Below are 22,912 nucleotides of genomic sequence, written 5' to 3'. Positions count from 1 at the left end.
TGGAAGTGTTAAAGGTGGGTGTCGGAGATGATGCGCGCGCCCGGGACCGGACCGTGGACGGGGATTGCAGTCAGGCCGCGGCGCCGCAGGTCCTCAGCCAGTGCCTCGGCGGCAACGGAGTCGTCTGCCAGGAGCGCCACGGTGGGGCCGGATCCGGAGACCATGCCCGCGATGGCGCCATGGGATTCACCCATCCCCAGCGTATCGCGCAGCGCAGGCGCCAGTTCAATGGACGCCCTTTGCAGGTCGTTGACCAGCACGCGGCTCAGGGATTCGGCGTCGCCGCCCCGAAGCGCCGCCAGGATCTGCGGGTCCACGCTGGTGGGTTCGCCGGCGTCGATCCCTTCGGCATCGCGCAGCCGGTCCAGCGTGCGGTACACCTCGGGGGTGGAGAGGCCGTAGTCGGCCACCACCAGCACCCAGTGGGTCTGCGCTTTGGCCAGGGCCGGGGACAGTTCGTCGCCCAGGCCGAGGCCGACGGCGGTTCCACCCAGGAGCGAGAAGGGAACGTCGGCGCCCAGTTCCGCTGCAAGGTGTGCCAGTTCCTCGCGCGACAGGCCGCTGTTCCAGAGCGCATCGCAGGCCAGGAGCGTGGCGGCGGCGTCGGCGGATCCGCCCCCCATGCCGCCGGCAACGGGCACCCGCTTGGTGATCTCCAGGTGCACGCCGGTGGCGTGTTCGGACACGTCGGCCATGATGGCGGCGGCCTTGTAGGCCAGGTTGTTGCTGTCCAGGGGGATGTCGACGGCGTCGAGGTCCAGGGTGCTTTCGGGGCTGAGGCTGATGGTGATCCCGGGCGCGGCGGTGCTGGTGGCCGCCACTTCCTCATAAAGGGACACTGCGAGGTAGACGCTGGCCACCGAGTGGTACCCGTCCGCCCGGAGCGGACCTACCGCCAGGGAAACGTTGACCTTGCCGGGCGCCTTGACCCGCACGGTCCTGGCGGCGAACCGCCCCCTGCCTGCCCTCTCAAGTCCCGCGCTCACGGCCGGTTTTCCCTGGCTTCGGCAATCCTGGCGAACGCGGCAATGTCAATGACCTCGCCGCGTGCCGTGGGATCCACGCCGGCGGCGAGCAGGCAGCGCTCCGCTTCCGGCGCTCCCCCGGCCCAGCCGGCGAGGGCGGCCCGGAGGGTCTTGCGGCGCTGCGCGAATGCGGCATCCACCACGGCAAACACCTGTTCGCGCGTGGCGGTGGTGACCGGCGGCTCGCGGCGTGTGAAGGCCACCAGCCCGGAATGGATCTTCGGTGCCGGCCAGAACACGTTCATGCCGATCACGCCCGCTTTGCGCATCTGGCTGTACCAGGCGGCCTTGACCGAGGGAACTCCGTAGGTCTTGGAGCCGGGGCCGGCTGCCAGCCGGTCGGCCACCTCGTCCTGCACCATCACCAGGCCGTGCCGCAGGCTGGGGAAATGCTGCAGGAGGTGCAGCACCACGGGAACGGCAACGTTGTACGGCAGGTTGGCCACGAGTGCTGTTGGTTCCACCGGCAGTTCGGTGACCTTCATGGCGTCGGCCTGCACCAGATGGAAGGCATTGGCGGCTTGGGGCCGCCATTCCTTCACGGTTTCGGGGAGCTTTGCGGCAAGGACAGGATCTATTTCGACGGCGACAACGGCCGCTGCCGCGTCCAGCAGTCCAAGCGTGAGCGACCCCAGCCCCGGTCCCACCTCAAGGACCGTTTCATCCGGCCCAACGCCTGCTGCGGCGACTATCCGGCGGATGGTGTTGCCGTCGATCACAAAGTTCTGGCCCAGCGTCTTGGTGGGCCTGACCCCGATCTCCTCTGCCAGCCGGCGGATGTCGGAGGCCCCGAACAATGGTGCGGGCACGGCGGGAGTCGGTTCAGTCACCTAGGTATCCTATCCCGCGCGGCATCTTGGCTTTGCCCGGTTAACGGCAGTGGCCGGCCCCGGAGTACCCGGGCCCGGCCGCTGCTTCTGCTTACCTGTTGATCAGTGGATCAGCGGCTGGCCGCCCAGCCACAGCCCCATGGCGACAGGCCGCGCTGCGCGTAAACGCGGTTGGCGATGTCGATCTGCTGTGCCTTGGTGGCCAGGCTGGCGTTGGGAGCGTAGGCACCGCCGCCGGCGCCGATCCAGGTCTGGATATCGAACTGCAGGCCACCGTAGTAGCCGTTGCCGCTATTGATGCTCCAGTTCCCGGTGGACTCGCACTGGGCGATCTTGTCCCACATGGCCTCGTTCATCATCGCCGGTGCCGCGGCGCCGGAGTTGGCGCCTGCAGCGGCGGGGGCCGGAGCGGCCTGGGGTGCGGGTTTGGCCTTGGTGCCAACGGTGACCTTCTCGGTGACCGGCTGGACCGCCACGTTCTCGGATACCAGCGTGCGGGAAGCTTCGCGTCCGTCCACGAGCACCAGCTTGAAGGTGCGCTCAAGCTTTCCGGCGGCGCCGGCCTGCGTCACTTCCTTTTCACCCTTGAGCATGTCTGCGCTTTCGGCGGTAACCGTTTCGAAGGGCACGTCTTCGCTGGTGACGGCGGTCCGGCTGGTGTCTACACGGGAGACCTTGATGACCATGTTGTTCACCACGTTGGCGTTGGCCGGCTGGGAGGTCCGGTCATTGGCGCCGAGGCTAACGCCCGAGTCCTCCAGGACCTTGCCGACGGTGGGCGCGGTGGTGGTGGCGGTGTTCACCTTGCCGTCGGCCACGATGCTGACGGTCTTGGGTGTGGAGATGGAGACGTAGGAGCCGGCCAGCGAGAGGGTGGCATCCTTGGGCGCCGAGACGGACGAGGCACTGGCCACGCCGAGCTCAGTCACCAGGTCTTCAACGTCCTGGGCCGTGGTGTTCACGGTCTTCTCGGCCCCGTCAAGGCTGACCTTGACCTCTTTGGCCTGGTTGATGTTGATGACGGTTCCGTTCTGGACGGTCGCGTCGAGGGAAGGCGACACCCGGTCGCCGGGCTTCAGGTCCAGGTTGGCGCTCTTGACCACCTGTGCCACTGTTCCGCCAAAGGACTGCACGGACGACGCTTTGCCGTCCACGTTGAGCGTAACTGTTTTGTTATTGCCCACGAAGGCTACGAGGCCTGCGACCAGGCCGCAAAGCACCAGCAGCTGGGCGCCAACCTTGATATAGCTGAACTTGCCGTCCGATGTGAAGAACTTGATCACGATTGCCCGTAACTCTAGGTCCATCCGGGCACGGGGAAACGCGCAGAAAAATGCCCGGAACAAGCCTGCGAAGGACAGTCCGGGCACCGATGCGCGGCCACACTCCAGGCAGCGGTGTGGCCGGTTTTTGGACAGGCCCGTCCGGCTGCGAAAGGAGTGAAATTACCCGTTGGCCTTCCCCGACCCCGGCTAATAGTTACCCACTGTAACCGTAGCGTTATAAAGGGGCCAACATTTGTGCATACCAGGTATGCGGCCGGAAGACGGATCCGGCGCGCCCGTCAGGCCCAGGATCCGTATGCGCTCACGGTATTTTCGCTGATTGCGGTGCAGAGGCCAGCCAGATCGGAGCCTGTCAATTCTGCCATGGCGCGTACCGTGTACGGGACCATGTAGCTGGCGTTAGGGCGCCCCCTGTGCGGGTGCGGGGTCAGGAACGGGGCGTCGGTTTCCACCATGATGAGTTGCCGGTCTGCCACGGCAAGCGCGGCACGGAGATTCGCCGCGTTCTTGAATGTCAGCGTGCCCGCAAAGGACATCCACCACCCCTGCTCGTTGCAGGTCCTGGCCAGTTCCTCGTCACCGGAGAAGCAGTGGAACACTACCCGTTCCGGGGCTCCCTCTTCCTGCAGCACCCGCACCACGTCGCTGTGCGCGTCACGGTCATGGATCTGCAGGGTGAGGTCGAGACGTTTGGCGATGTCTATGTGGCGCCGGAACGAGTATTCCTGGTGCCGAAGCCCCTCCCCCTCGGTGCGGTAGAAGTCCAGTCCCGTTTCGCCGATGGCACGGATCCGCGGATGCGCGGCCAGGCGTTCGATTTCGGCGAGGGCGTCTTCCAGCCCCACGTCGGCGGCGTAACGCGGAGCGTCGTTGGGATGCAGGGCTACAGCCCCCAGGAGCCGGACGTCCTGGTCCACTGCTTCCACGGTGAACCGCGAGGACTCCAGGTCGCAGCCCACCTGCACGGCACCCTGGACCCCCACAGCCGCTGCCGCATCGAGCGCAGCCTTGATCCCCACAGGCGCCTTTCCTTCCGGAAAGTCCAGGTGGGTGTGGTTGTCCATGACCGGCACGGGCAGTGGCTCCGGCGCCGGCGGGAAGTCCTTGCGGCGCCCAGCTTCCGTGGCCGGAGTTCCGTCCGTGGCGGGCAGCCGGTAGGCGGCAGGAATCGACGAATTGCACATCCATCCAGCCTAGCCGCGGCGGACACCCCCATATTTGCCGGAACTCTCTGTCAGCCGCGGCAGTTGTGTTAGTAGTCTGGAACGAACACACGCGTACGCCCACCGAGGGGCGAAGGCAGGCTTGCTGTCCCGTCCAGGTGAAACCCGGGCTGAAAGGTTGCCGATGGAACCGCACCGACGCACCGCCACCAGTGGAAGCGCAGCGAACCTCAACCTGGCCGGCGTGCCTGATTCCGTCAGCCACCTGAACGGGCACCGGCCGCCGGCCACGGACCCGGAGTCCTTCCACGAGGCGGCGCAGCGCATCCTGACCACCGTCAACACGGTCATTGACGGCAAGTCCGAGGCCGCCAAGCTGGCGCTTACCGTGCTCCTCGCGCAGGGCCACCTGCTGGTGGAGGATGTGCCCGGCGTCGGCAAAACGCTGCTGGCAAAGACCCTCGCCCGGACCATCGACTGCACCGTCAGCCGCATCCAGTTCACGCCCGACCTGCTGCCCTCGGACGTCACCGGGGTGTCCATCTACAACCAAGCCTCGAGGCTCTTTGAATTCCGGCCGGGCGCGGTGTTCGCAAACATCGTCATCGGCGACGAAATCAACCGCGCCTCCGCCAAGACACAGTCGGCCCTCCTTGAGTGCATGGAGGAGCACCAGGTCACGGTGGACGGCAACACCTACAAGCTCGATGAGCCGTTCATGGTGGTTGCCACCCAGAACCCCATCGAGATGGAGGGGACATATCCCCTGCCGGAAGCCCAGCGGGACCGGTTCATGGCCCGCATTTCCATGGGGTATCCGGACAAGGACGCGGAGATCGAGATGCTGGAAACCCACCAGGCAGTCTCGCCGCTGGCCCACGTCTCCCCCGTGGTCACCGCGTCGGATGTTGCAGGCATGACCGCTGCCGTCCAGCAGGTCTTCGTTTCCGAATCGCTGAAGGAATACACGGTGTCATTGGGCAGGGCCACCAGGGAAAGCCCGCTGCTGCGGCTGGGCGCCAGCCCCCGTTCCCTGCTGCAACTGCTGCGTGCCGCCAAGGCCACGGCCGCGCTGGACGGACGCGACTTCGTTCTGCCGGACGACGTGAGGGACGTGGCCGAAGCCGTCCTGGCACACCGCATCATCCTTGACCGGAAGGCCGCGGGCGCAGGCGAGACGCCGCACAGTGTCCTGCGGGGCATCCTGTCCCGGCTGCCCGTTCCGCAAGAGCAGCCCGGCCAACCGGGCAGGGATGCTGCCGCCGGCAGCAGGAACCGCTAGGAAACCAGCATGGCCCTGCTGGACAAGCTTCCGCGGCACCTGTTCACCAGGCGCGGGTGGGGCATGCTCGCCGCCGGAGCCTTCACGCTCGCCGCGGCTCAGGTCATGGGGCGCCGGGACCTCCTGACGCTGGCGTTACTCCTGCTGGTGCTTCCACTCGTCTGCCTTGCCGGCGTCCGGCTGGTCAAACCCCGGTTCCGGGTCTACCGCGAGTTCAATCCTTCCCCGGTGGAGACCTCGGCCCCGGCGGCAGTCCACCTTGCCGTCGCCCGGTCCGGCCCGGGCAGCGGCCGAGTCGCCATGGAGGAGCGGCTGCCGGCACAGTTCGGCCACGCACCGGCTTTCCGGTTCCCGTCCCGTTCCGCCACCGGCGGCACCAGCCGCTATGAGTACCACCTCACCTCACGGCACCGCGGCCAGTTTCGAATCGGGCCGGTCACCGCCGAGTTCACCGATCCCTTCGGACTCGCGCTGCACCGCCAGGCGATCGACGACGGCGACGTCCTCACCGTGACGCCTGCCGCCGTCGCCCTTCCTGCCACGCTGCTGGCCGGTGCGCGCGGCAACGATGGAGTCACCGCCACCCGTGTCCGGGCAAACCCCAGCGATGACGATGTCATGACCCGTGAGTACCGGCACGGCGACCCGATGCGGAGGGTCCATTGGGCCGCTACCGCCAGGCACGGGGCCCTGATGGTCCGGCAGGAGGAATCGGTCACCACTCCGGAGGCCACCATCATCCTTGACCACCGTTCCGGCGCGTTTGCCGGGGGTCCCGGAACGGCAATGCCTGGCCTTCCCGGCCAGGACGGGCATGCGCTGGCCACCAGCGGGACGTTCGAGTGGGCAGTCGTTGCCGCCATGTCCATCAGTGCACACCTCGCGGAGCGAAACTACAGCCTGCGGCTGCTGGACACCGGCGGAAACCCGGCATTCCTCCACTCGCCGTCTTCCCCTGACCCGGGAGCGGAAGAATTCAGCGGGACCTCAGGTCTGCAGTCCATTGCCGAAAGCCTGGCCGCAATCCACCTGTCCGGAACAACCCGCCCGCGGCGGGACGGCGTCCTTCGGGACATGACGGGCCGGAACCCGCAGGCGGAGGTGGCAACAGGGACCCGGACATCGGCAGGCAATGAGCAGGAGCCCCCGGCATTCGATGACCACCTGATGGACAAGATCTCCGCACACCGGATGCGGGGACCCCTGATCGCAGTGCTGGGACGCATCACTGCACAGGAGGCCGCAGCGCTGGCGCCTGCTGCCGCCTCCGCCACCAACGCCATGGCTTTGGTGGCAGTGGAACGGCCCGCGGAATACCAGGAAGTCCTCGAGGTGCTTCGGCAGGCCGGGTGGCGGGCAGTGGCCGTGGCGCCAAAGGCGCAGCTGGCTGCTGTGTGGGGCGGGTTCGACCAGGACCTTGCCCTGCCGACGCGTCCGGCACCGGAGGCAGGGCGCGGAGCGGGGGTGGCACGATGACCATGGCACCGGCGCGGGCAAGAGGCGCCGGGCAGCAGGCGCAGCCCGATCCACCCGCCGGCCGGACACGGCCGGGCGTTTATCCCTGGGCCATGGCGGCGGCCATCGCAGTGGCTGTCTGCGGCGCGGCCCTGTCCCTGAACGGCGTACTCCGCGGCTGGAACTGGTTCTGGCCGGCGATGACCACCGTGCTGGCGGTGGCGCTCACCCTGGCCGCGCTGCGTTCCCTCCGCGCCCAGCCCCTGCTGGTCACCGCGGGTGGATTCGTGGTACTGGCCGCTGTCCTGACGCTGACGTTCTTCCGCAGTTCCAGTTTCCTCTGGGTGGTCCCCACCGGCGCCACCCTTCCCGAGCTGGACCGGCTGGTCCGGCGGGCCAGCGAGACGGTGCTGTCGGAGACCGCGCCGGTGGCGCCCAACGCCGGGATCGTCATGGTGGTCTGTGCCGTGCTGGGCCTGGCAGTCATCCTGGTCGACGCGCTTGCGGTCCCACTGGGCATGCCGGCCGCCTCAGGCACCGGGTTGTTGGCCTTACTGGTGGTGCCGGCGATGATCAAACCCCAAAGCATAGGGGTATGGAGTTTTGCTGCCACGGCAGCGGGATACCTGCTCATCCTGGGCTGCAGCCAGTGGTTCGCCCCGGACGGACGGTTGCAGGGCGGTTCCGCGCGCAGCCCCGGCCTGGTGCGGCGCGCCGTACTGACCGGCGCCGTGGCACTGGCGGCCGCACTGGTGCTGCCCGTGGCCATTCCCGGCTTCGACAGCGGCACTTTCCCCCAGGGGTCGAGGCTCAACCCGTGGAGTTCTGCCACCGGCCTCAATCCGATGATCACGCTGGGCAACAGCCTCCGCGCCCCCGATGGCAGCGGCAGGATCACCTATGCCACGAACTCGCCTAATCCCCTCTACCTGAGGTCCGTCACAGTGGACAACTTCGACGGCGATTCGTGGGGACCGGACGACCGCACCGCATCCCGGGTACCCCTTGATGGCAGGATCGACCCCGGTTACGCAGTCCTGGCCGACGAGCAGGTACGGCTGGTCACTGCCGTCGACGCCGGGTCCTTCACCAGCCCCTACCTGCCGGTCCCCTACGCGCCCGAAACCGTGCGCGGCCTGGGCGGCCAATGGACCTGGGATCCCGCCACCCTGAGCATCAAGGGCACCGACACCACCACCCGGCGGCAGGAATACCTGGTGACCTCGGCAGTGCCCAGGCTCTCGTCGGCGCTCCTGGCGCAGTCCACAGGGCCGGCCCGCGGCATCCCGGATATCTTCTCCCGGATCCCGGGCAACGTCCCGGACATCGTCAAAACCACGGCACAAGCGGTCGCCGGCACGGCGGGAACACCCTTCCAAAAGGCCATGTCCATCCAGAAGTACCTCCGCTCGTCCGAGTTCACCTACTCTCTGCAGGCGCCGGTGCAGGGCGGGTACGACGGCAACGGCCTCTCCGTCCTGGCGGACTTCCTGCAGCAAAAGAGCGGCTACTGCATCCACTACGCCTCGGCGATGGCGGTGATGGCCAGGCTTGAAGGAATTCCCAGCCGGATCGCGGTGGGGTATGCCCCCGGAAGGTTGACCGGGGCCACGGTAACGGTGGCCGGCCAGGGTGCCCTCCCGGAATACGAGGCAGACGCCCGCGACGCCCACGCCTGGCCGGAACTGTACTTCCAGGGCCTGGGATGGGTGCCCTTCGAACCGACGCCATCCCGGGGAGTGGTCCCGGATTACGCCACTGAAGCGTCAGCACCATCGGTCCCGGACTCCCTGGGCAACAACGACGGGCTCGTCCCCGATAGCGCCCCGGTGCCAACGCCAACGCCCAGCGCCACAGCCCAGGCTGCTCCGGGCGCCGGCAACAGCACCGGTGGCGGCCCCGAATTGATGCCCTGGCTCATTGGCGCGGCCGGAGTTGCGGCACTGGTGCTTCTGGCGGCCGCCCCGCACCTGGTTCGCGCGGGCACCCGGTCCCGCAGGCTGCGGCCAAAGCGCCCCGAACAGGCTGTCCCACAGGCGTGGGATGAGTTCAGGGACCTTGGCACCGATTACGGCCTACCCGCCGCCGACAGCGAAACGCCCAGGGCCTATTCCGCACGATTCAGGGAAAAGCTGCTGGGCGAGCCGGGCGGCATGGACAAGGACGCGCACGACGCAGTTGCCTCACTCACCTCCGCGTTCGAGCACTACCGGTACGGCCGACCCGGCGGCGGCGCCCAGAGCGCCGGCAGTTCCCAAGGGACCAGCCTCCGCGTCCGTACGGCAGGTGCGGACATCGCCGGCGGGGTTGCCGCTGTGGAAGCATCACTGCGGGCCAATGCCACACTGCCCAGGCGCCTGGCCGCGACGTGGCTTCCCGCGTCGGTCACCCGGCGGCTGGGCCTGCTGCTCCGTTGGCCGTTCCGCGCGGCCGGCAGGGCCCTGCGCGCTGCCGGGCACGCGGCGGGGCGTTTCCGGTCCGGGCGCGGCACTTCTGCCGCCACCGGCGCTTCGGTCCGGCCCGTGGCCACGGGAGGGCCGGCGAACCTGGACAGGCACGACGGCGGCCGCGGGGCAGGCGGACGGTGACACGAAAGTGCCGCCCGGGAAAACTCCGGGCGGCACTTTGCGGTTTGCCTGCGGTTGCCGGCGGGCCGGGTGCTAGCCGGCGTAGGGGTCGGCGATGCCGATGTACTGGGTGTAGAGGTATTCCTCGATGCCTTCGAGGCCGCCTTCACGTCCCAGGCCCGACTGCTTGACGCCGCCGAAGGGTGCGGCCGCGTTGGAGATGACACCGGCGTTCAGGCCGAGCATGCCCGTTTCAAGCTTTTCACCCATCCGGATGCCGCGGTTGATGTCCTTGGTGAACACGTAGGCCACCAGGCCGTATTCGGTGTTGTTCGCCAGCCGCACTGCCTCGTCTTCGCTGCTGAAGGTGATGATCGGGGCAACAGGGCCAAAGATTTCCTCGGAAAGGATACGGCTCCCCTCGGCGACGCCGGACAGGATGGTGGGCTGGTAGAAGTAGCCCGGCCCCTCCACCGGTGCACCGCCCAGGACTGCCTTGGCGCCGGAGGACAGGGCATCGGACACCAGTTCGTGGACCTTGTCACGGCTCTTGGCGTCGATCAGCGGGCCTACCTTGGATTCGGGTTCGGTTCCGCGGGCGGTGGTCATTTCCTTCATCTTCGCGGCGAACTTCCCGGCGAATTCGCCGGCCACGGACTCGTGGACGATGAAGCGGTTGGCCGCCGTGCAGGCCTCGCCCATGTTCCGCAGCTTGGCTGCCATGGCACCGGTGACAGCGGCGTCCAGGTCGGCGTCCTCGAACACCAGGAACGGGGCGTTGCCGCCGAGCTCCATGGAAGTCCGCAGCACGTTTTCGGACGCATCGGCCAGCAGTCGCCGTCCCACTTCGGTGGAGCCGGTGAAGGAGAGCTTGCGCAGCCGGGAGTCCTTAATCAGGGGCCCGGTGGTGGCCCCTGCCGTGGACGTGGGGATGACGTTAAGGACACCGGCCGGGAGGCCGGCTTCCTGCATGACGGCCGCGAACAGCTGGGACGTCAGGGGCGTCAGGTTCGCAGACTTCAACACCATCGTGCAGCCCGCGGCGACGGCCGGGGCGATCTTGCGGGTGGCCATGGCCAGCGGGAAGTTCCACGGTGTGATCAGCAGGCAGGGACCCACCGGCTTCTTGGCCACCAGGAGCCGGGACTTGCCATCGGGTGAGACGGAATAGCGGCCAAAGGCGCGGACTGCTTCTTCGGAGAACCAGCGCAGGAACTCGGCGCCGTAGGTCACTTCACCGCGGGCCTCGGCCAGCGGCTTGCCCATTTCCAAAGTCATCAGGAGGGCGAAGTCTTCTGCCCGTTCGGTCACCATGTCGAAGGCACGGCGCAGGATTTCGCCGCGTTCCCGGGGCGGCACCTTCGCCCAGGATTCCTGGGCAGCGGCGGCGGCGTCCAGGGCGGCCGCACCGTCCTCGGGGCCGGCGTCGGCAATGCTCAGCAGCACCTTCCCGGTAGCGGGATCCTCGACGTCGAACGTCTTGCCCGAGGCGGCGTCGCGCCACTCACCGTTGATGAGCAGCCCGGTGGGAACGGAGGCCAAAAGCCGGGTTTCGCGCTCGGCGGTAACGGCCGGCTGTGCAGTGACAGTCACGATGACTCCCTCGTCAGTAGGGTTGTGGCAGCCCGCCCCCGCGGTACGGAGTGACCGGGATCATGGGGCTGATTAACAGCCAGACTACTGCGGGGCACCGCTAGGGTCTACGCCGTTGCGCACTGCAGAATCGCAGCTTTGCTGTGCAGCTGCACAGGAATCGGAAGGCCCCTGCGGAGGTTACCGGGCGGCGAGCACAGCCGAATACAGTTCCCGCTTGCTCACGCGCGCGTCATCGGCAACGGCGGCTACAGCCTCCTTCAACCGGACGCCCTGGTTCACCAGCTCGTTGACTGCCGCGACGTGGTCTTCCGGGGTTCCGGCTGCCTGTTCCGGCGCACCGCCGAGCACGACGGCGATCTCGCCGCGCACCTCATTCTCCTCAGCCCAAGTGAGGAGTTCGCCTACACTGCCGCGGATGACTTCCTCGTACGTCTTGGTCAGCTCCCGGCAGACGGCGATGGGACGGTCAGGGCCGAAGCGCTCCCGCAGGGCCCGCAGCATGGCTTCCAACCGGTGCGGAGCTTCGAAGAAGACCATGGTGCGCCGCTCCCCCGCGAGATCGGCGAGGCGGGAGGCCCTTTCGCCGGCTTTGCGGGGAAGGAACCCTTCGAAGCAGAACCGGTCCGTTGGGAGGCCGGACAGCGCCAGTGCCGTGAGCACGGCTGAGGGGCCGGGGACGGCGGTGACGGTAAGCCCCGCCGCAATGGCGCCCTCAACCAGCCGGAAACCGGGGTCCGAAACCGCAGGCATCCCGGCGTCGGTCACCATGAGGAGCGTGCTGCCGGCACGCACGTGGTCAAGGAGTTCGGCCGTCCGGGTGGCCTCGTTGTGTTCGTGGTAGCTGATGACGCGGCCGGCCACGGTAACGCCCAGGCTCTGGACCAGGCGGTGGAGCCGCCGGGTGTCCTCGGCGGCGACGATGTCTGCCGTGCCCAGCAGTTCCACGAGCCGGGCGGAGGCGTCGCCGGTGTTCCCGATCGGTGTGGCGGCAAGGACGATCCGCCCCGCAGTCGAAGGGGCGGGCTCGGGGAGGGGGCTGGGGTTCGGGTCCACCCACCAAGCCTACTGCTGCCGGGTCTTCCAGCCGCAAAAGGTAGCATGGGGCTCGTGACGCAGACCTCGACGCGGCCCGCCGGGGCCTGGAAACGCAGCCTGGCGGCATCCCCTTCAGCAGGCGCCACAGCGGTGGAGCCTCACGGGAAGGCTGCCCAGTCCTGGATTAGCCGGCCGGATGAGGCGTTCACCGTCGAGGCGCTGCGGGCAAGGCTGATTGGTACCGGTACCTCGTGGCGTGACTACCCGCCGTCGCTCCGTCTTTGGTTCCTCCTGGTTCCGGTCCTGACGGCAGTCATTGGCGGCCTCCTCCGGTTCATCCGCCTCGAGGTTCCGCACAAGCTGGTGTTCGACGAGACGTACTACGTCAAGGATGCCTACTCCTACCTCATCAGCGGCTACGAACGCAGCTGGCCGGACAAAGCGAATGATGCCTTCAACACCGGCAATCCCGACGTCCTGCTGGGCACCCCCGAGTATGTGGTCCACCCGCCGGTAGGCAAATGGATGATCGCCGCGGGCATGTGGCTGTTCGGGCCGGAGAACCCGTTCGGCTGGCGCTTCGCCGCAGCCCTCACCGGCACCCTCACCGTCCTGCTGGTCTCCCTGGTCGCACTGAAACTGTTCCGCTCGCTTCCGCTGGCCGGCGCCGCCGGGCTGCTCCTCGCCGTCGACGGCCATCACCTGGTGATGTCCCGGACCTCGCTGCTGGACATCTTCCTCACGTTCTGGATCCTTGCCGCCTTCGGCGCCCTGCTGATGGACCGCGACGACGGACGCCGCCGGCTTGCCGCACGGCTGGCCCGGGCCGCTGCCGCCAACGGCGGGCAGCCGCCGGAAGGTGTGCTGCTGTCCGGGCCGTGGCTGGGCGTGCGCTGGTGGCGGGTCGCCGCGGGCGTCTGCATGGGCCTGGCCGTGGGAACCAAGTGGTCCGGCCTGTTCTTCCTCGCCGGATTCGGCATCCTCACCGTGCTGTGGGACCTCAACGCGCGCCGGGTCGCCGGCATCCGCGGCTGGATCAGCGGCGGCGTGATCCGGGACGGGATCCCCGCGTTCCTCGGCATGGTTCCCGTGGCAGGGCTCATCTACGCCGCCACCTGGACGGGCTGGTTCCTGTCCGACAACGCCTACTTCCGCCATTGGGCGGAAAGCAATCCGTCAGCCGAATGGGGCTGGCTCCCCAACTCCGTCCGCTCCCTGGTCCACTATCACCTGGAAGCGTACAAGTTCCACCAGGGCCTCAGTGCCGAGCACCCTTACCAGGCCAGCGCCTGGAGCTGGCTGGTGATGGGACGGCCCACGTCGTTTTTCTATGAATCCCCGCCCCAGGGCACTCCGGGCTGTGACGTGGAGAAGTGCACATCGGCCATTCTGTCCGTCGGAAATCCGCTGATCTGGTGGTCGGCGGCCATCTCGCTGGTGGTCCTGCTCTTTTGGTGGGCCGGACGGCGGGACTGGCGCGCGGGTGCCGTGCTGGCTGGGGTCGCCGCCGGCTACCTTCCGTGGTTCATGTACCCGGAGCGGACCATGTTCTACTTCTACGCGGTGTCCTTCGAGCCGTTCCTGGTCCTGGCGCTGGTGTACTGCCTCGGGTTGGTCCTGGGCAGGGCCACGGACCCGCCCTGGCGCCGCCGCTCCGGCCTGTACCTGGTGGTCCTGTTCCTTGTGGCGGCGGTCCTGCTGTCGGCCTTTTTCTACCCGATCTGGACTGCCGAAGTCATCCCCTACGTCGACTGGAAGGTCCGGATGTGGATGCCGTCCTGGATCTAGGGCAGGATGTCAACAGAGACCTGAAGGAGCCGCTGCCGCGGCGTGGCAGCGGAAACGGAGACCTGCTGTGAGAGAAGCAAGCACCGAACTGCTGGTTGAGATGGACGCCAACAGCAACGTGACCGACCTGCTGCTGGAGCAGCACGCCGCCAACCCGGCCCGTGCCCTGTACCGCCGGAAGGGCCCCAACGGCTGGGTGGATGTTCCCGTGCAGAAATTCCTCCAGGACGTCAGCGCGCTGGCCAAGGGGCTCATTGCCGGCGGCCTGGAACCGGGTGACACCGTGGCCGTGATGTCCCGTACCTCCTATGAGTGGACCTTGGTGGACTTTGCCATCTGGTTCGCCGGCGGCGTTACGGTGCCGATCTATGAGACGTCCTCCGCGAGCCAGGTGGAGTGGATCATCCGCGACGCCGGGGTCCGGCGGGTCTTCGCCGGCGAACGCGCCATGGTGCAGCTGGTCACCGGCGTGGTGGCGGCCTCTGCCGAGCTCAGCGACCGCCTGGTCAACGTGGTGCGGATGGATTACGACGGCGAGGCCCCCGACCTTGCCAGCCTCGCCGCTGCAGGCGCCGGAGTCAGCGACGCTGAACTGGAGCGGCAGCGCACCCGTGCAGGCCTGGCGGACCTCGCCTCGCTGGTATATACGTCGGGCACCACGGGCAAACCCAAAGGGTGCGAGATCACGCACGGGAACTTCGCCCTGGTGGCCAAGAACATCGTGGCGTTCCTGCCGGAGATCCTGCAGAAGGATATGGCGCGCACTTTGATGTTCCTGCCGCTGGCCCACGTCCTGGCCCGGGCGGTCCAGGTGGTCTGTGTAGCCGCCGGCGCAACCGTGGGCCACAGCCCGGGGGCGGCGCAGCTCCTCGAAGACCTTGGCACCTTCCGGCCCACGTTCCTGCTGGTGGTGCCGCGCATCTTCGAGAAAGTCCGGGCAACGGCCGCTCACAAGGCGGCGGTGGCAGGCAAGGGACGGGTGTTCGATGCCGCGTCCGCTGCAGCCATTGCCTACTCGCGCGAACAGGACCGGCTAAACCGTGGCGAGGGTCCCGGCCCGGGACTGCTGAGCCGGGCCCGGCACGCGGTGTTTGACCGGCTGGTCTACCCGAGGCTGCGACAGGCGTTCGGCGGCGAGGTGGAGTACACCGTCTCCGGGGCCAGCCCCCTTGCTTCGGAAGACGCACACTTCTTCCGGGGGGTGGGCATTCCCGTCCTCGAAGGCTACGGGTTGACCGAAACCACGGCGCCGTGCACCGTGAACACACCCTCCCGCAACAGGGTGGGAACGGTGGGCATCCCCCTCCCCGGGACCACCATCCGCGTGGCCGAAGACGGCGAAATCCTGGTCAAGGGAATCGGTGTTTTCCGGGGGTACCACGACAACCCGGCCGCGGACGCCGAAGCGTTCGTGGACGGCTTCTTTCGCACCGGCGATCTTGGCGAGCTGGACAAGGAGGGCTTCCTCGCGGTCACGGGCCGGAAGAAGGACCTCCTGGTAACGGCCGGCGGCAAGAACGTTGCCCCCGGGCCGCTGGAAGAGATGATCCGGAGCCACCAGCTCGTGGCCCATGCAGTGGTGGTGGGTGACGGCAAGCCCTACGTATCAGCCCTCCTGACCCTGGACCCGGAAGGCGTTGCCGACTGGCGCGCCGAGCGGGGCCTGCCCCCGCTCCCCCTCAGTGAAGCGGCCAGTGACCCCCAGGTCCTGGCTGCCCTTCAGGAAGCCGTGGACCTGGCAAACAAGATGGTGTCGAAGGCGGAGTCCGTGCGCACCTTCCGGCTGCTGGACGCTGAGTTCAGCGTGGAGTCCGGGCACCTGACGCCGTCGCTGAAACTGAAGCGGTCCGCCGTCGTCAGGGAGTTCCAGGCGGAGATCGCCAAGATCTACGGCTGAGAGGCCTTTTCCTGCTCCGCCGTTTCCTGGTCAGGCTTTCCCTGCCCAGCCCTTGCCGGCTCTTCCCCGCGTCCTACGCCACGGCGGCGGCGCGTGGGCCAGGTAAGCACCAGCGTCACGATGGAGGCCAGGAGCACCATCGCCGCGATGGCGATGCCGGCATCCATCCAGAACTGGCTGGGGAACAGCCGGATCAGGGTATCGTCCAGGCTGAAGGTCCAGGACCCGTCGGCGAAGAAAATCCGGTGGAACTCGGTAAAGAACTGCTGCCAGCCCAGGGCCGCCAGCGTACCGAGGCCCAGGATCAGGACCAGCGTGATGATGGAGCCGGCGAAAAGGCCGCGCCTGATCCCGCCGGTGCTGCGCTTGCGCAGGTACAGGATGGCGATCAGGGCAAGGAGGAGCAGCAAAACGCCGGCGCCGAAGGTCGACAGGATGACAACTTTGACGTCCGCCATGTGGCTGACTTCGCCGTCCTTGAAGAGTTTTTCGCCGCTGCGGCTCACCAGGTCACCCAGGTAGCGCGGGCCCGCCCAGTTGCTGAGGTAGTCCACGGCGTAGGAACCATAAGTCATCCGGTCGTCGGTGTTGAAGCCGTAGCCGTCGCCCGGGAAGCCGGGCCGGTTGTATTCCACCCAGAGGAAGAGCGGGCTGGTCACGGCCCGGACGGCCAGGATCAGGAGGATAACCGGATAGATGACCGCGAGCAGGACCTGCATGACGCGCGGCGCCACCGGCTTGGCATTGGCCGCGCTTTCACGCTGCGCGTTGCGGCGCTCCACTTCCTCCTCCGGGGGACGCACGTGCAGTGCCGACGTCGGAAGGGGTTCCTTGAACACAGGAGAATCGGTGCCGTCCCGCTGGTCCGCAGCGGATCCGGTCGTGGAGGACCCGGTTGCGGACGAGCCGGCCGTCGACGCACCGGCTGCCGAGAGCCCCGCACCGGGACGCGCGGAGGCAGGATTCCCAAGGGCGGAAGATCCGACGGCGGCTTCCGCAGCCTTCCGGTCGGCCCGGCTTTCAGGCTGTGCGGAATTGCGCGTGTCCCGGCGTGCCTCGCGGTTGCTTTCACTGCCGGTCACTCCCGTGCCTGGTCCTCCCCCGCCGGGCATGTTTCCGTCAGACAGGTCAGCGGCGGTCCTGCCCCCAGGGGTTTTGTCCCCACTGGTCTTATCAGCACTGGTACCGTCTGCATCCGACTTGTCAGCATTCGGCTTGTCTGCATTCGGCTTGTTCCCGTCGGACGTGTCTCCGTCCGTAGGCGCCAGCCAGGAGAACGCGGGCTCGTCGGAATCCCCGGACGTATCCAGGAAAGGTTCCGGCTGCGGCGCAGCGCTTTTGGCGCGGGCCGGTGTTTCGTCATTCACAGCAGCGTCACTTCCGTTGGGTTCCGCACCGGTCCCAGTTCGCGGCGCGATTGATTCTGCAGACGAGCCTACCGTCCGGAACTTCCGCTGGGCGAGGAACCACCCCGGCAGGATTACAACGATTCAGGCAGCGATTTCCGTGTAGCCGGCGTCTTCCCGGCGGATGTCCCCGCGTTCCCCCGACAGGAACGCCCGCCTGCCCCACACCAGGACATACACCCAGTACGCGGCGAGTACGGCCGCGCCAATGCCGATCCTGGCCCAGGTGGGCAGTGGACTGGGGGTGACGAACCCTTCAACCAGCCCCGAGACGAAAAGAACGAGTACCAGCCCCAGGGCCACCGTGACCAGTGACCGGCCTTCCTCGGCCACCGCCCGGCCACGGGTGCGGGGGCCGGGTGCGACCATGGCCCAAAAGATCCGCAGGCCCGCGGCGCAGGCAATGAAGACGGCGGTGAGCTCCATCAATCCGTGGGGCAGGATGTAGCTGTAAAACACATCGGACTTGCCCGCTGAGGCGAAGATTCCGGCAGCGACGCCCACCCCCTGCGCATTGCTGAACAGGATCATCGGAACCCACACCCCGGTAATGCCCAAAGCCACTGCCTGGGCACAGATCCACGCGTTGTTTGTCCATACAGCGCCGGCGAAGGACGCTGCAGGGTTTTCCGAGTAGTAGTTGATGAAGTCCTGGTCCACGTACTGGGCCGCGGCGGTTTCGGACGCCACGGCCCGAAGGGCTTCAGGGGATGTTCCGATCCATATGGCGTAAGCAGCCGCGATGAGGACGAATGCTGCGCCGCAGGCCAGGGTAAGCCAGGCCAGCCGGTACAGCGCGGCCGGAAGGGCCACCACGAAGAACCGCGCCAGGTCGGCCACAACGTTGGACCTGGCGCCGGTGAAGCGGGTCCTTGCCAGGGCCAGCGTTGCGGACAGGGACGCCGAAAGCCCGCTTTCAGGGGCCACGGAACGGACCAGGGATAGGTGCCCGGACGTGGACTGGTAAAGCGCCAGCAATTCGTCGGCTTCGGCGCCTGTCAGCCTGCCTTTGCCCGCAAGCTCCTGCAACCGCGCCCATTTGTCCGCATTGACGGCGGCAAAGGCATCCATGTCCACGGCTACAGCCTAACGCCCGGCATTAGACTTTGAGCGTCCGCACCAACCAACATCAGCTGCGAAGGGCAGGGCCGCAGGGTGGGTCCAATCATCACCGGAGAGGCCGTAGTACTCGAGCTTCGGCCCGCCAGTTTCGCCGCGCGCGCCCTGGGCCTGGCCATCGACGTCGTGGTCCATGTTGTCCTGCTCGTGCTGGTCATGATTGGCTTGTCGGCCGCCGGCCGGGATCTTGACCCGGCGGCCGCACGCGCCCTTGGCCTTGCCGCCGTCGTGTTCTGCCTGGTGGTGGTGCCGGTGGCTGTGGAGACGCTGAGCAGGGGCCGGTCGCTGGGCAAGCTGGCCACGGGCCTGCGGGTGGTCCGGGAGGATGGCGGCGCCATCCGGTTCCGGCACGCCGTGATCCGCGGACTGACCGGTTTTTTGGAAATCTACCTGACGTTCGGCGGCCTTGCCCTTGCCGTGGCGCTCTTCAACGATAAGTCGCGGCGGCTGGGCGACCTGCTGGCCGGAACCTATGCCGTCCGAAGCCGGGTGCCGGCTGAGCAGGCCATCCGGGTCTTCGTGCCGCCGTACCTGCAGTCCTGGGCTGCCGCCGCGGACATTGGCCGCATTCCGGACGCCACGGCGCGCAGGGCAGCACAGTTCATCCGCCAGGCTGGCCGGATGGCCCCGCTGTCCAGGGCAGGCATGGCCGCCTCGATCGCCGCCGAACTGTCAGCCCACGTAGCCCCTGCCCCGCCGCCCGGAACGGGCCCCGATGACTTTCTGGCCGCCGTCGTTGCCGAACGGCGGAACCGGGAATTCACCAGGCTGTCGCAATCACGCCGCCGGTACACCGAGACGGGGCAGCGCCTGCAGCGGCTGCCGTTCGGCAACTGACCCTAGTTGTCGTATTCGCTCCACGGGATGTTCCAGTCGCCGAAGCCGTCGGTGTGCGCCGCGTAGTCACCTTCGGTATTGATGATCTGGACCACGTCCCCGGTTCCCATGTTGTCGAAAACCCAGGCCGCTCCATCCGGGAGGAAACCAATGCAGCCGTGGGACACGTTGGTGTTGCCGATGTACGGATACGCGGACTCAAGCGCCTGGTGGATATAGGCCCCGCTGAGCGTGAGGCGGATGGTATACTCGACGTCCGCCTCACCGTAATAGGCGGGGTCGTCGGGCTTGAGCCCGATGCTCGCCGCCCGGAAGTGGTCAAAGCGGTTCTTCTCCATCAGCACCGCGAATCCCTTGGCCGAGGGGAACCGCTTGTCCCCCATGCTGACGGGCAGGGTCTTCACAGGCTGGTCATTGATGCTCAGCGTAAATGTATGCGCTGTGGCGTCGGCGATGGCTACCTTCTTGTCGCCGATGGAGACATTCACCTTTTTGTTGAAGTTGGCAATCTGGCCGTTCCCGAGGTCGACGCCGAAGAGCTGCATGTCCATGGTGATGGTGGAGTTCGCAGCCCAGAAGTTCTCGGGACGATACCGGACCATGGTGTCGCTGTACCAGTGGAAAGCCCCGGCCTGCCCAGCCGTAGTGGTGATCTTGATGGCCTTTTCAACGGCGGCCCGGTTGGTCACGGGCTCGCTGAAAATGATCTGCAGTGGCTGGCCCACACCCACCTTCATGCCGTTCAGCGGGTAAATGGCAGCGTCGGCCTCGTGGGAGCTGGACACGGTATTGAAGGACTGGGTGGTGCTGGTTTCGCGTCCTGCTGAATCCTTGACCACGTAGGTGTAGCTGTACTCGGTATTGAACTCGAGGGTGCCGGTGGCGGACCACGCCGTCCCGCTGGGGTCGATGCTGCCGTCGACGGTCTTCCCCGCCGTACTGGCGAGGGTGACGCGCTGGATGATCCCATTGCCCACCTTCAGGGAAACCGGTGCAGCCGGGTTCACCTGCTTGGCGCCATTGGCGGGGACAGCGTCCAGTGCCACCGGTGGGACAACGGGGGACGCGATGCCGGGCGATGTCCGCAGTGCGGAGCCTGCTTCCGATTCCAGGGGTCCGCCGGCAAGGCCCGGGGCGACGGCGGCGAAAACCCCGCCCACAGCAGCCAGGACACACACGGCAACCACGGCAAGGATTTTCTTGGTTTTCCCCCGGCGACGGGGCTTTACATCAGGCTCCATGTTTTTGATCCTACGTGCAAAAAATAACGGCCCGGGCGCTTGTCCAGCGCCCGGGCCCTTACGTCTCAGTAACGATAGTGTTCGGGCTTGTACGGGCCCCCGACGTCGATGTCCAGGTATTCTGCCTGGTCCTTGGTCAGCTCAGTGAGCTCGACGCCCAGTGCGGCCAGGTGCAGCCGGGCCACCTTCTCATCCAGGACCTTCGGCAGGACGTAGACCTTGTTTTCGTACTCGTACTGGTCCCGCTTGGTCCACAGCTCGATCTGCGCGATGGTCTGGTTCGCGAACGAGTTGCTCATGACGAAGGACGGGTGGCCCGTGGCGTTGCCGAGGTTAAGCAGCCGGCCCTCGGACAGGACGATGATGGAGCGCTCCGCGTCGGCGCCTTCGTCGAAGACCCACTCGTGGACCTGCGGCTTGATTTCAACCTTCTTGATCCCGGGGATGCGGGCCAGACCGGCGATGTCGATCTCGTTGTCGAAGTGGCCGATGTTGCCCACGATGGCCTTGTTCTTCATGCCGGCCATGTGCTCGGCGAGGATGACGTCCTTGTTGCCGGTGGTGGTGATGAAGATGTCGCCCTGGGCCAGGACCGATTCCAGCTTGGCCACCTGGTAGCCGTCCATGGCCGCCTGGAGCGCGCAGATGGGATCGATCTCGGTGACGATGACGCGCGAGCCCTGGCCGCGCAGGGCTTCCGCCGCGCCCTTGCCGACGTCGCCGTAGCCGCAGACCACGGCCACCTTGCCGCCCATGAGCACATCCGTGGCCCGGTTGATGCCGTCCGGCAGGGAGTGGCGGATGCCGTACTTGTTGTCGAACTTGCTCTTGGTCACCGAATCGTTGACGTTGATGGCCGGGAAGAGCAGCTTGCCCTGGTCGGCCAGCTGGTACAGGCGGTGCACACCGGTGGTGGTTTCCTCGCTGACGCCCTTGATCGTGGCTGCAGTCCTGGTCCACTTCCGGGGGTCGGCGGCAAGGGAGCGGCGGAGCACGTCGAGGAAGATGCCGTATTCTTCGGAGTCCTCGGGATCGGCGGAGGGAACATTGCCCACGGCCTCGAACTCCACGCCCTTGTGGACCAGCATGGTGGCGTCACCGCCGTCGTCAAGGATCATGTTGGGTCCCAGTTCGGGGTTGGACTCAGCGCCGGGCCAGGTCAGGATCTGCTCGGCGGTCCACCAGTATTCCTCGAGGGTCTCGCCCTTCCAAGCGAACACCGGTACGCCCTGCGGGTCTTCGACGGTGCCCTTGCCTACCACCACGGCCGCCGCGGCTTCGTCCTGGGTGGAGAAGATGTTGCAGGACGCCCAGCGGACCTCGGCGCCCAGCGCAGTGAGGGTCTCGATCAGCACAGCGGTCTGCACGGTCATGTGCAGGGAACCGGCGATCCGGGCGCCCTTGAGCGGCTGGGAGGGGCCGAACTCCTCACGGAGGGACATCAGGCCGGGCATCTCGTGCTCCGCGAGGCGGATCTGGTGGCGGCCGGCTTCCGCCAGGGAGATATCGGCAACCTTGTACTCAAAAGTCATGGGTGGTCCTTTGCTTGGTCCGGGTACTGGTCCAGTCCCCGTTCTGCTGTTTCTGTGAGAGCCAGTGCAGGTGAAGCGGATGCAGGTGGATTACTGCCCTGCTGCAGCGGGATCGTGCTGGTCTGAACCTGCCGAGGCTGCTGCGGCCAGCAGTTCCGGAGGCAGCAGCAAAGGGATCCCGTCCTCGATGGCATACCGGTTCTTCACGCCGGAGTCCCCGGCGGCAGTGGCCACCAGTTCCTCCCCCTCCTGGACCAGGGGCGATCCGGTCACGGGGCAACGCAGGACGGACAACAGCTCGGGGCTGATCTTTGGCATTTGTTCATGCTCCCTGGCGGGCGCGCTCGCGCCGGTAGCGGAAAGGATGTGCAGTCTTTAGAGTACCGCCAGATACGGGTCAGGAAGGTTCGCGAAGGATCCGCAGGTGGCCCCGGCGTACCCCTTCAGTGCCTGCCGGGGCTTCCAATGCCGAATGGTGGCCCCGTTGGGCGGGCGGCTGCGCCTCCGGCGGCAGGGCCGCGGCGTCGCGGACGGCATTTGCCAGGGCCAGCAGGTCATCCGGCCCAGGCTGCTGCGGAGTGGACGGCATTGCCAGGCGGAGTACTTCCCAGCCACGGGGAACCGTCAACGAATCGGCGTGCTGCTCACAGAGGTCGTAGCAGTGTGGTTCGGCGTAGGTGGCCAACGGCCCCAGGACTGCCGTGGAGTCTGCATATACGTACGTCAGGGTGGCTACCGCCGACTGGCGGCAGGCAGACCTTGAACACTGACGGATAGCTCCCACGACATCACAGACTACCCCTTCGCCGGACAAAAACTGCGCATTGCGGGGCCTGCGCAGACCCGCGCGGCG

The 22,912-nt window shown here is 67.1% G+C and carries 18 protein-coding genes; 6 read left to right on the top strand and 12 right to left on the bottom strand.

Annotated elements, in window-relative coordinates; genetic code table 11:
• Positions 1–8: 8 nt before the first annotated feature.
• From LFT46_RS06540 to LFT46_RS06525, 4 genes are all read right to left on the bottom strand, one after another.
• Positions 9–986 carry a 4-(cytidine 5'-diphospho)-2-C-methyl-D-erythritol kinase gene (locus tag LFT46_RS06540; protein ID WP_236821631.1) on the bottom strand — a complete coding sequence of 326 codons (978 nt, stop codon included), beginning with the start codon at positions 984–986 and terminating at the stop codon, positions 9–11.
• Positions 983–1,855: a 16S rRNA (adenine(1518)-N(6)/adenine(1519)-N(6))-dimethyltransferase RsmA gene (gene rsmA, locus LFT46_RS06535; RefSeq protein ID WP_236801735.1), complete on the bottom strand. Its 873-nt coding sequence runs from the start codon at positions 1,853–1,855 to the stop codon at positions 983–985. The genes LFT46_RS06540 and rsmA overlap by 4 nt, the downstream gene beginning before the upstream one ends.
• 110 nt (positions 1,856–1,965) lie before the next feature.
• Positions 1,966–3,162, bottom strand: coding sequence for a resuscitation-promoting factor (locus LFT46_RS06530; protein WP_236801734.1), 1,197 nt, complete (start codon positions 3,160–3,162; stop codon positions 1,966–1,968).
• Positions 3,163–3,419: 257 nt separating this feature from the next.
• A complete protein-coding gene (locus LFT46_RS06525) occupies positions 3,420–4,325 on the bottom strand; it encodes a TatD family hydrolase (protein ID WP_236821630.1) in 906 nt (301 codons plus the stop codon).
• A 163-nt stretch (positions 4,326–4,488) separates the two neighbouring features.
• Between LFT46_RS06525 and LFT46_RS06520 the strand changes: the two genes are divergently transcribed.
• The 3 genes from LFT46_RS06520 to LFT46_RS06510 are packed head-to-tail and all read left to right on the top strand — an operon-like array spanning position 4,489 to position 9,629.
• Positions 4,489–5,586 carry an AAA family ATPase gene (locus tag LFT46_RS06520; protein WP_236801732.1) on the top strand — a complete coding sequence of 366 codons (1,098 nt, stop codon included), beginning with the start codon at positions 4,489–4,491 and terminating at the stop codon, positions 5,584–5,586.
• Between the two features lie 9 nt (positions 5,587–5,595).
• Positions 5,596–7,062, top strand: a complete 1,467-nt coding sequence (locus LFT46_RS06515; protein ID WP_236821629.1) for a DUF58 domain-containing protein — start codon at positions 5,596–5,598, stop codon at positions 7,060–7,062.
• On the top strand, positions 7,059–9,629 hold the full coding sequence (locus tag LFT46_RS06510) for a transglutaminase family protein (protein WP_236821628.1): 2,571 nt from the start codon (positions 7,059–7,061) through the stop codon (positions 9,627–9,629). The genes LFT46_RS06515 and LFT46_RS06510 overlap by 4 nt, the downstream gene beginning before the upstream one ends.
• 72 nt (positions 9,630–9,701) lie before the next feature.
• Here the strand turns inward: LFT46_RS06510 and LFT46_RS06505 are convergent, their stop codons facing one another.
• Both LFT46_RS06505 and rsmI read right to left on the bottom strand, forming a co-directional pair.
• The gene (locus tag LFT46_RS06505; RefSeq protein WP_236821627.1) at positions 9,702–11,201 is read right to left on the bottom strand and encodes an NAD-dependent succinate-semialdehyde dehydrogenase; all 1,500 of its coding nucleotides are present in this window, start codon (positions 11,199–11,201) and stop codon (positions 9,702–9,704) included.
• A 180-nt stretch (positions 11,202–11,381) separates the two neighbouring features.
• Positions 11,382–12,257, bottom strand: a complete 876-nt coding sequence (gene rsmI / locus LFT46_RS06500; protein WP_236821626.1) for a 16S rRNA (cytidine(1402)-2'-O)-methyltransferase — start codon at positions 12,255–12,257, stop codon at positions 11,382–11,384.
• A gap of 45 nt (positions 12,258–12,302) precedes the next feature.
• Between rsmI and LFT46_RS06495 the strand changes: the two genes are divergently transcribed.
• Both LFT46_RS06495 and LFT46_RS06490 read left to right on the top strand, forming a co-directional pair.
• Positions 12,303–14,027 (top strand): dolichyl-phosphate-mannose--protein mannosyltransferase, encoded by a 1,725-nt coding sequence (locus LFT46_RS06495; RefSeq protein WP_236821625.1) that lies wholly within the window; start codon positions 12,303–12,305, stop codon positions 14,025–14,027.
• 67 nt (positions 14,028–14,094) lie between these two features.
• Positions 14,095–15,924 (top strand): AMP-dependent synthetase/ligase, encoded by a 1,830-nt coding sequence (locus tag LFT46_RS06490; RefSeq protein ID WP_236821624.1) that lies wholly within the window; start codon positions 14,095–14,097, stop codon positions 15,922–15,924.
• On the opposite strand, the gene LFT46_RS06485 is transcribed toward LFT46_RS06490, so the two are convergent.
• Together LFT46_RS06485 and LFT46_RS06480 are read right to left on the bottom strand one after the other, a co-directional pair.
• Positions 15,915–17,291: a TIGR01906 family membrane protein gene (locus tag LFT46_RS06485; RefSeq protein ID WP_236801700.1), complete on the bottom strand. Its 1,377-nt coding sequence runs from the start codon at positions 17,289–17,291 to the stop codon at positions 15,915–15,917. The genes LFT46_RS06490 and LFT46_RS06485 overlap by 10 nt on opposite strands.
• A gap of 123 nt (positions 17,292–17,414) precedes the next feature.
• Complete coding sequence (locus tag LFT46_RS06480) at positions 17,415–18,407, bottom strand: stage II sporulation protein M (protein ID WP_236821623.1); 993 nt, start codon at positions 18,405–18,407, stop codon at positions 17,415–17,417.
• Positions 18,408–18,485: 78 nt separating this feature from the next.
• Here LFT46_RS06480 and LFT46_RS06475 point away from each other — a divergent pair, with 78 nt between their 5' ends.
• Positions 18,486–19,286, top strand: a complete 801-nt coding sequence (locus LFT46_RS06475) for an RDD family protein (protein WP_236821622.1) — start codon at positions 18,486–18,488, stop codon at positions 19,284–19,286.
• Positions 19,287–19,288: 2 nt separating this feature from the next.
• Here the strand turns inward: LFT46_RS06475 and LFT46_RS06470 are convergent, their stop codons facing one another.
• From LFT46_RS06470 to LFT46_RS06455, 4 genes are all read right to left on the bottom strand, one after another.
• Positions 19,289–20,527, bottom strand: a complete 1,239-nt coding sequence (locus LFT46_RS06470; RefSeq protein ID WP_236821621.1) for a L,D-transpeptidase — start codon at positions 20,525–20,527, stop codon at positions 19,289–19,291.
• A gap of 65 nt (positions 20,528–20,592) precedes the next feature.
• Positions 20,593–22,059 carry an adenosylhomocysteinase gene (gene ahcY / locus LFT46_RS06465; RefSeq protein ID WP_236821620.1) on the bottom strand — a complete coding sequence of 489 codons (1,467 nt, stop codon included), beginning with the start codon at positions 22,057–22,059 and terminating at the stop codon, positions 20,593–20,595.
• 90 nt (positions 22,060–22,149) lie between these two features.
• Positions 22,150–22,377, bottom strand: a complete 228-nt coding sequence (locus tag LFT46_RS06460; RefSeq protein ID WP_236821619.1) for a Trm112 family protein — start codon at positions 22,375–22,377, stop codon at positions 22,150–22,152.
• Positions 22,378–22,456: 79 nt separating this feature from the next.
• Positions 22,457–22,843, bottom strand: a complete 387-nt coding sequence (locus LFT46_RS06455; protein WP_236801659.1) for a DUF3499 domain-containing protein — start codon at positions 22,841–22,843, stop codon at positions 22,457–22,459.
• Between the last annotated feature and the right edge of the window lie 69 nt (positions 22,844–22,912).

It is taken from the genome of Arthrobacter sp. FW306-07-I, from assembly GCF_021800405.1.
Classification (GTDB): Bacteria; Actinomycetota; Actinomycetes; order Actinomycetales; family Micrococcaceae; genus Arthrobacter.
Note: the sequence above shows the minus strand (reverse complement) of the source record. Positions and strands in the feature narration are given on the sequence as shown.

What these genes read in the sequence shown, in the direction of transcription:
- LFT46_RS06530 (WP_236801734.1), bottom strand. Translation starts at nt 3,162, where the DNA reads ATGGACCTAGAGTTACGGGCAATCGTGATCAAGTTCTTCACATCGGAC.
- LFT46_RS06525 (WP_236821630.1), bottom strand. Translation starts at nt 4,325, where the DNA reads ATGTGCAATTCGTCGATTCCTGCCGCCTACCGGCTGCCCGCCACGGAC.
- LFT46_RS06520 (WP_236801732.1), top strand. Translation starts at nt 4,489, where the DNA reads ATGGAACCGCACCGACGCACCGCCACCAGTGGAAGCGCAGCGAACCTC.
- LFT46_RS06515 (WP_236821629.1), top strand. Translation starts at nt 5,596, where the DNA reads ATGGCCCTGCTGGACAAGCTTCCGCGGCACCTGTTCACCAGGCGCGGG.
- LFT46_RS06510 (WP_236821628.1), top strand. Translation starts at nt 7,059, where the DNA reads ATGACCATGGCACCGGCGCGGGCAAGAGGCGCCGGGCAGCAGGCGCAG.
- LFT46_RS06495 (WP_236821625.1), top strand. Translation starts at nt 12,303, where the DNA reads ATGGGGCTCGTGACGCAGACCTCGACGCGGCCCGCCGGGGCCTGGAAA.
- LFT46_RS06470 (WP_236821621.1), bottom strand. Translation starts at nt 20,527, where the DNA reads ATGGAGCCTGATGTAAAGCCCCGTCGCCGGGGGAAAACCAAGAAAATC.
- ahcY (WP_236821620.1), bottom strand. Translation starts at nt 22,059, where the DNA reads ATGACTTTTGAGTACAAGGTTGCCGATATCTCCCTGGCGGAAGCCGGC.
- LFT46_RS06460 (WP_236821619.1), bottom strand. Translation starts at nt 22,377, where the DNA reads ATGCCAAAGATCAGCCCCGAGCTGTTGTCCGTCCTGCGTTGCCCCGTG.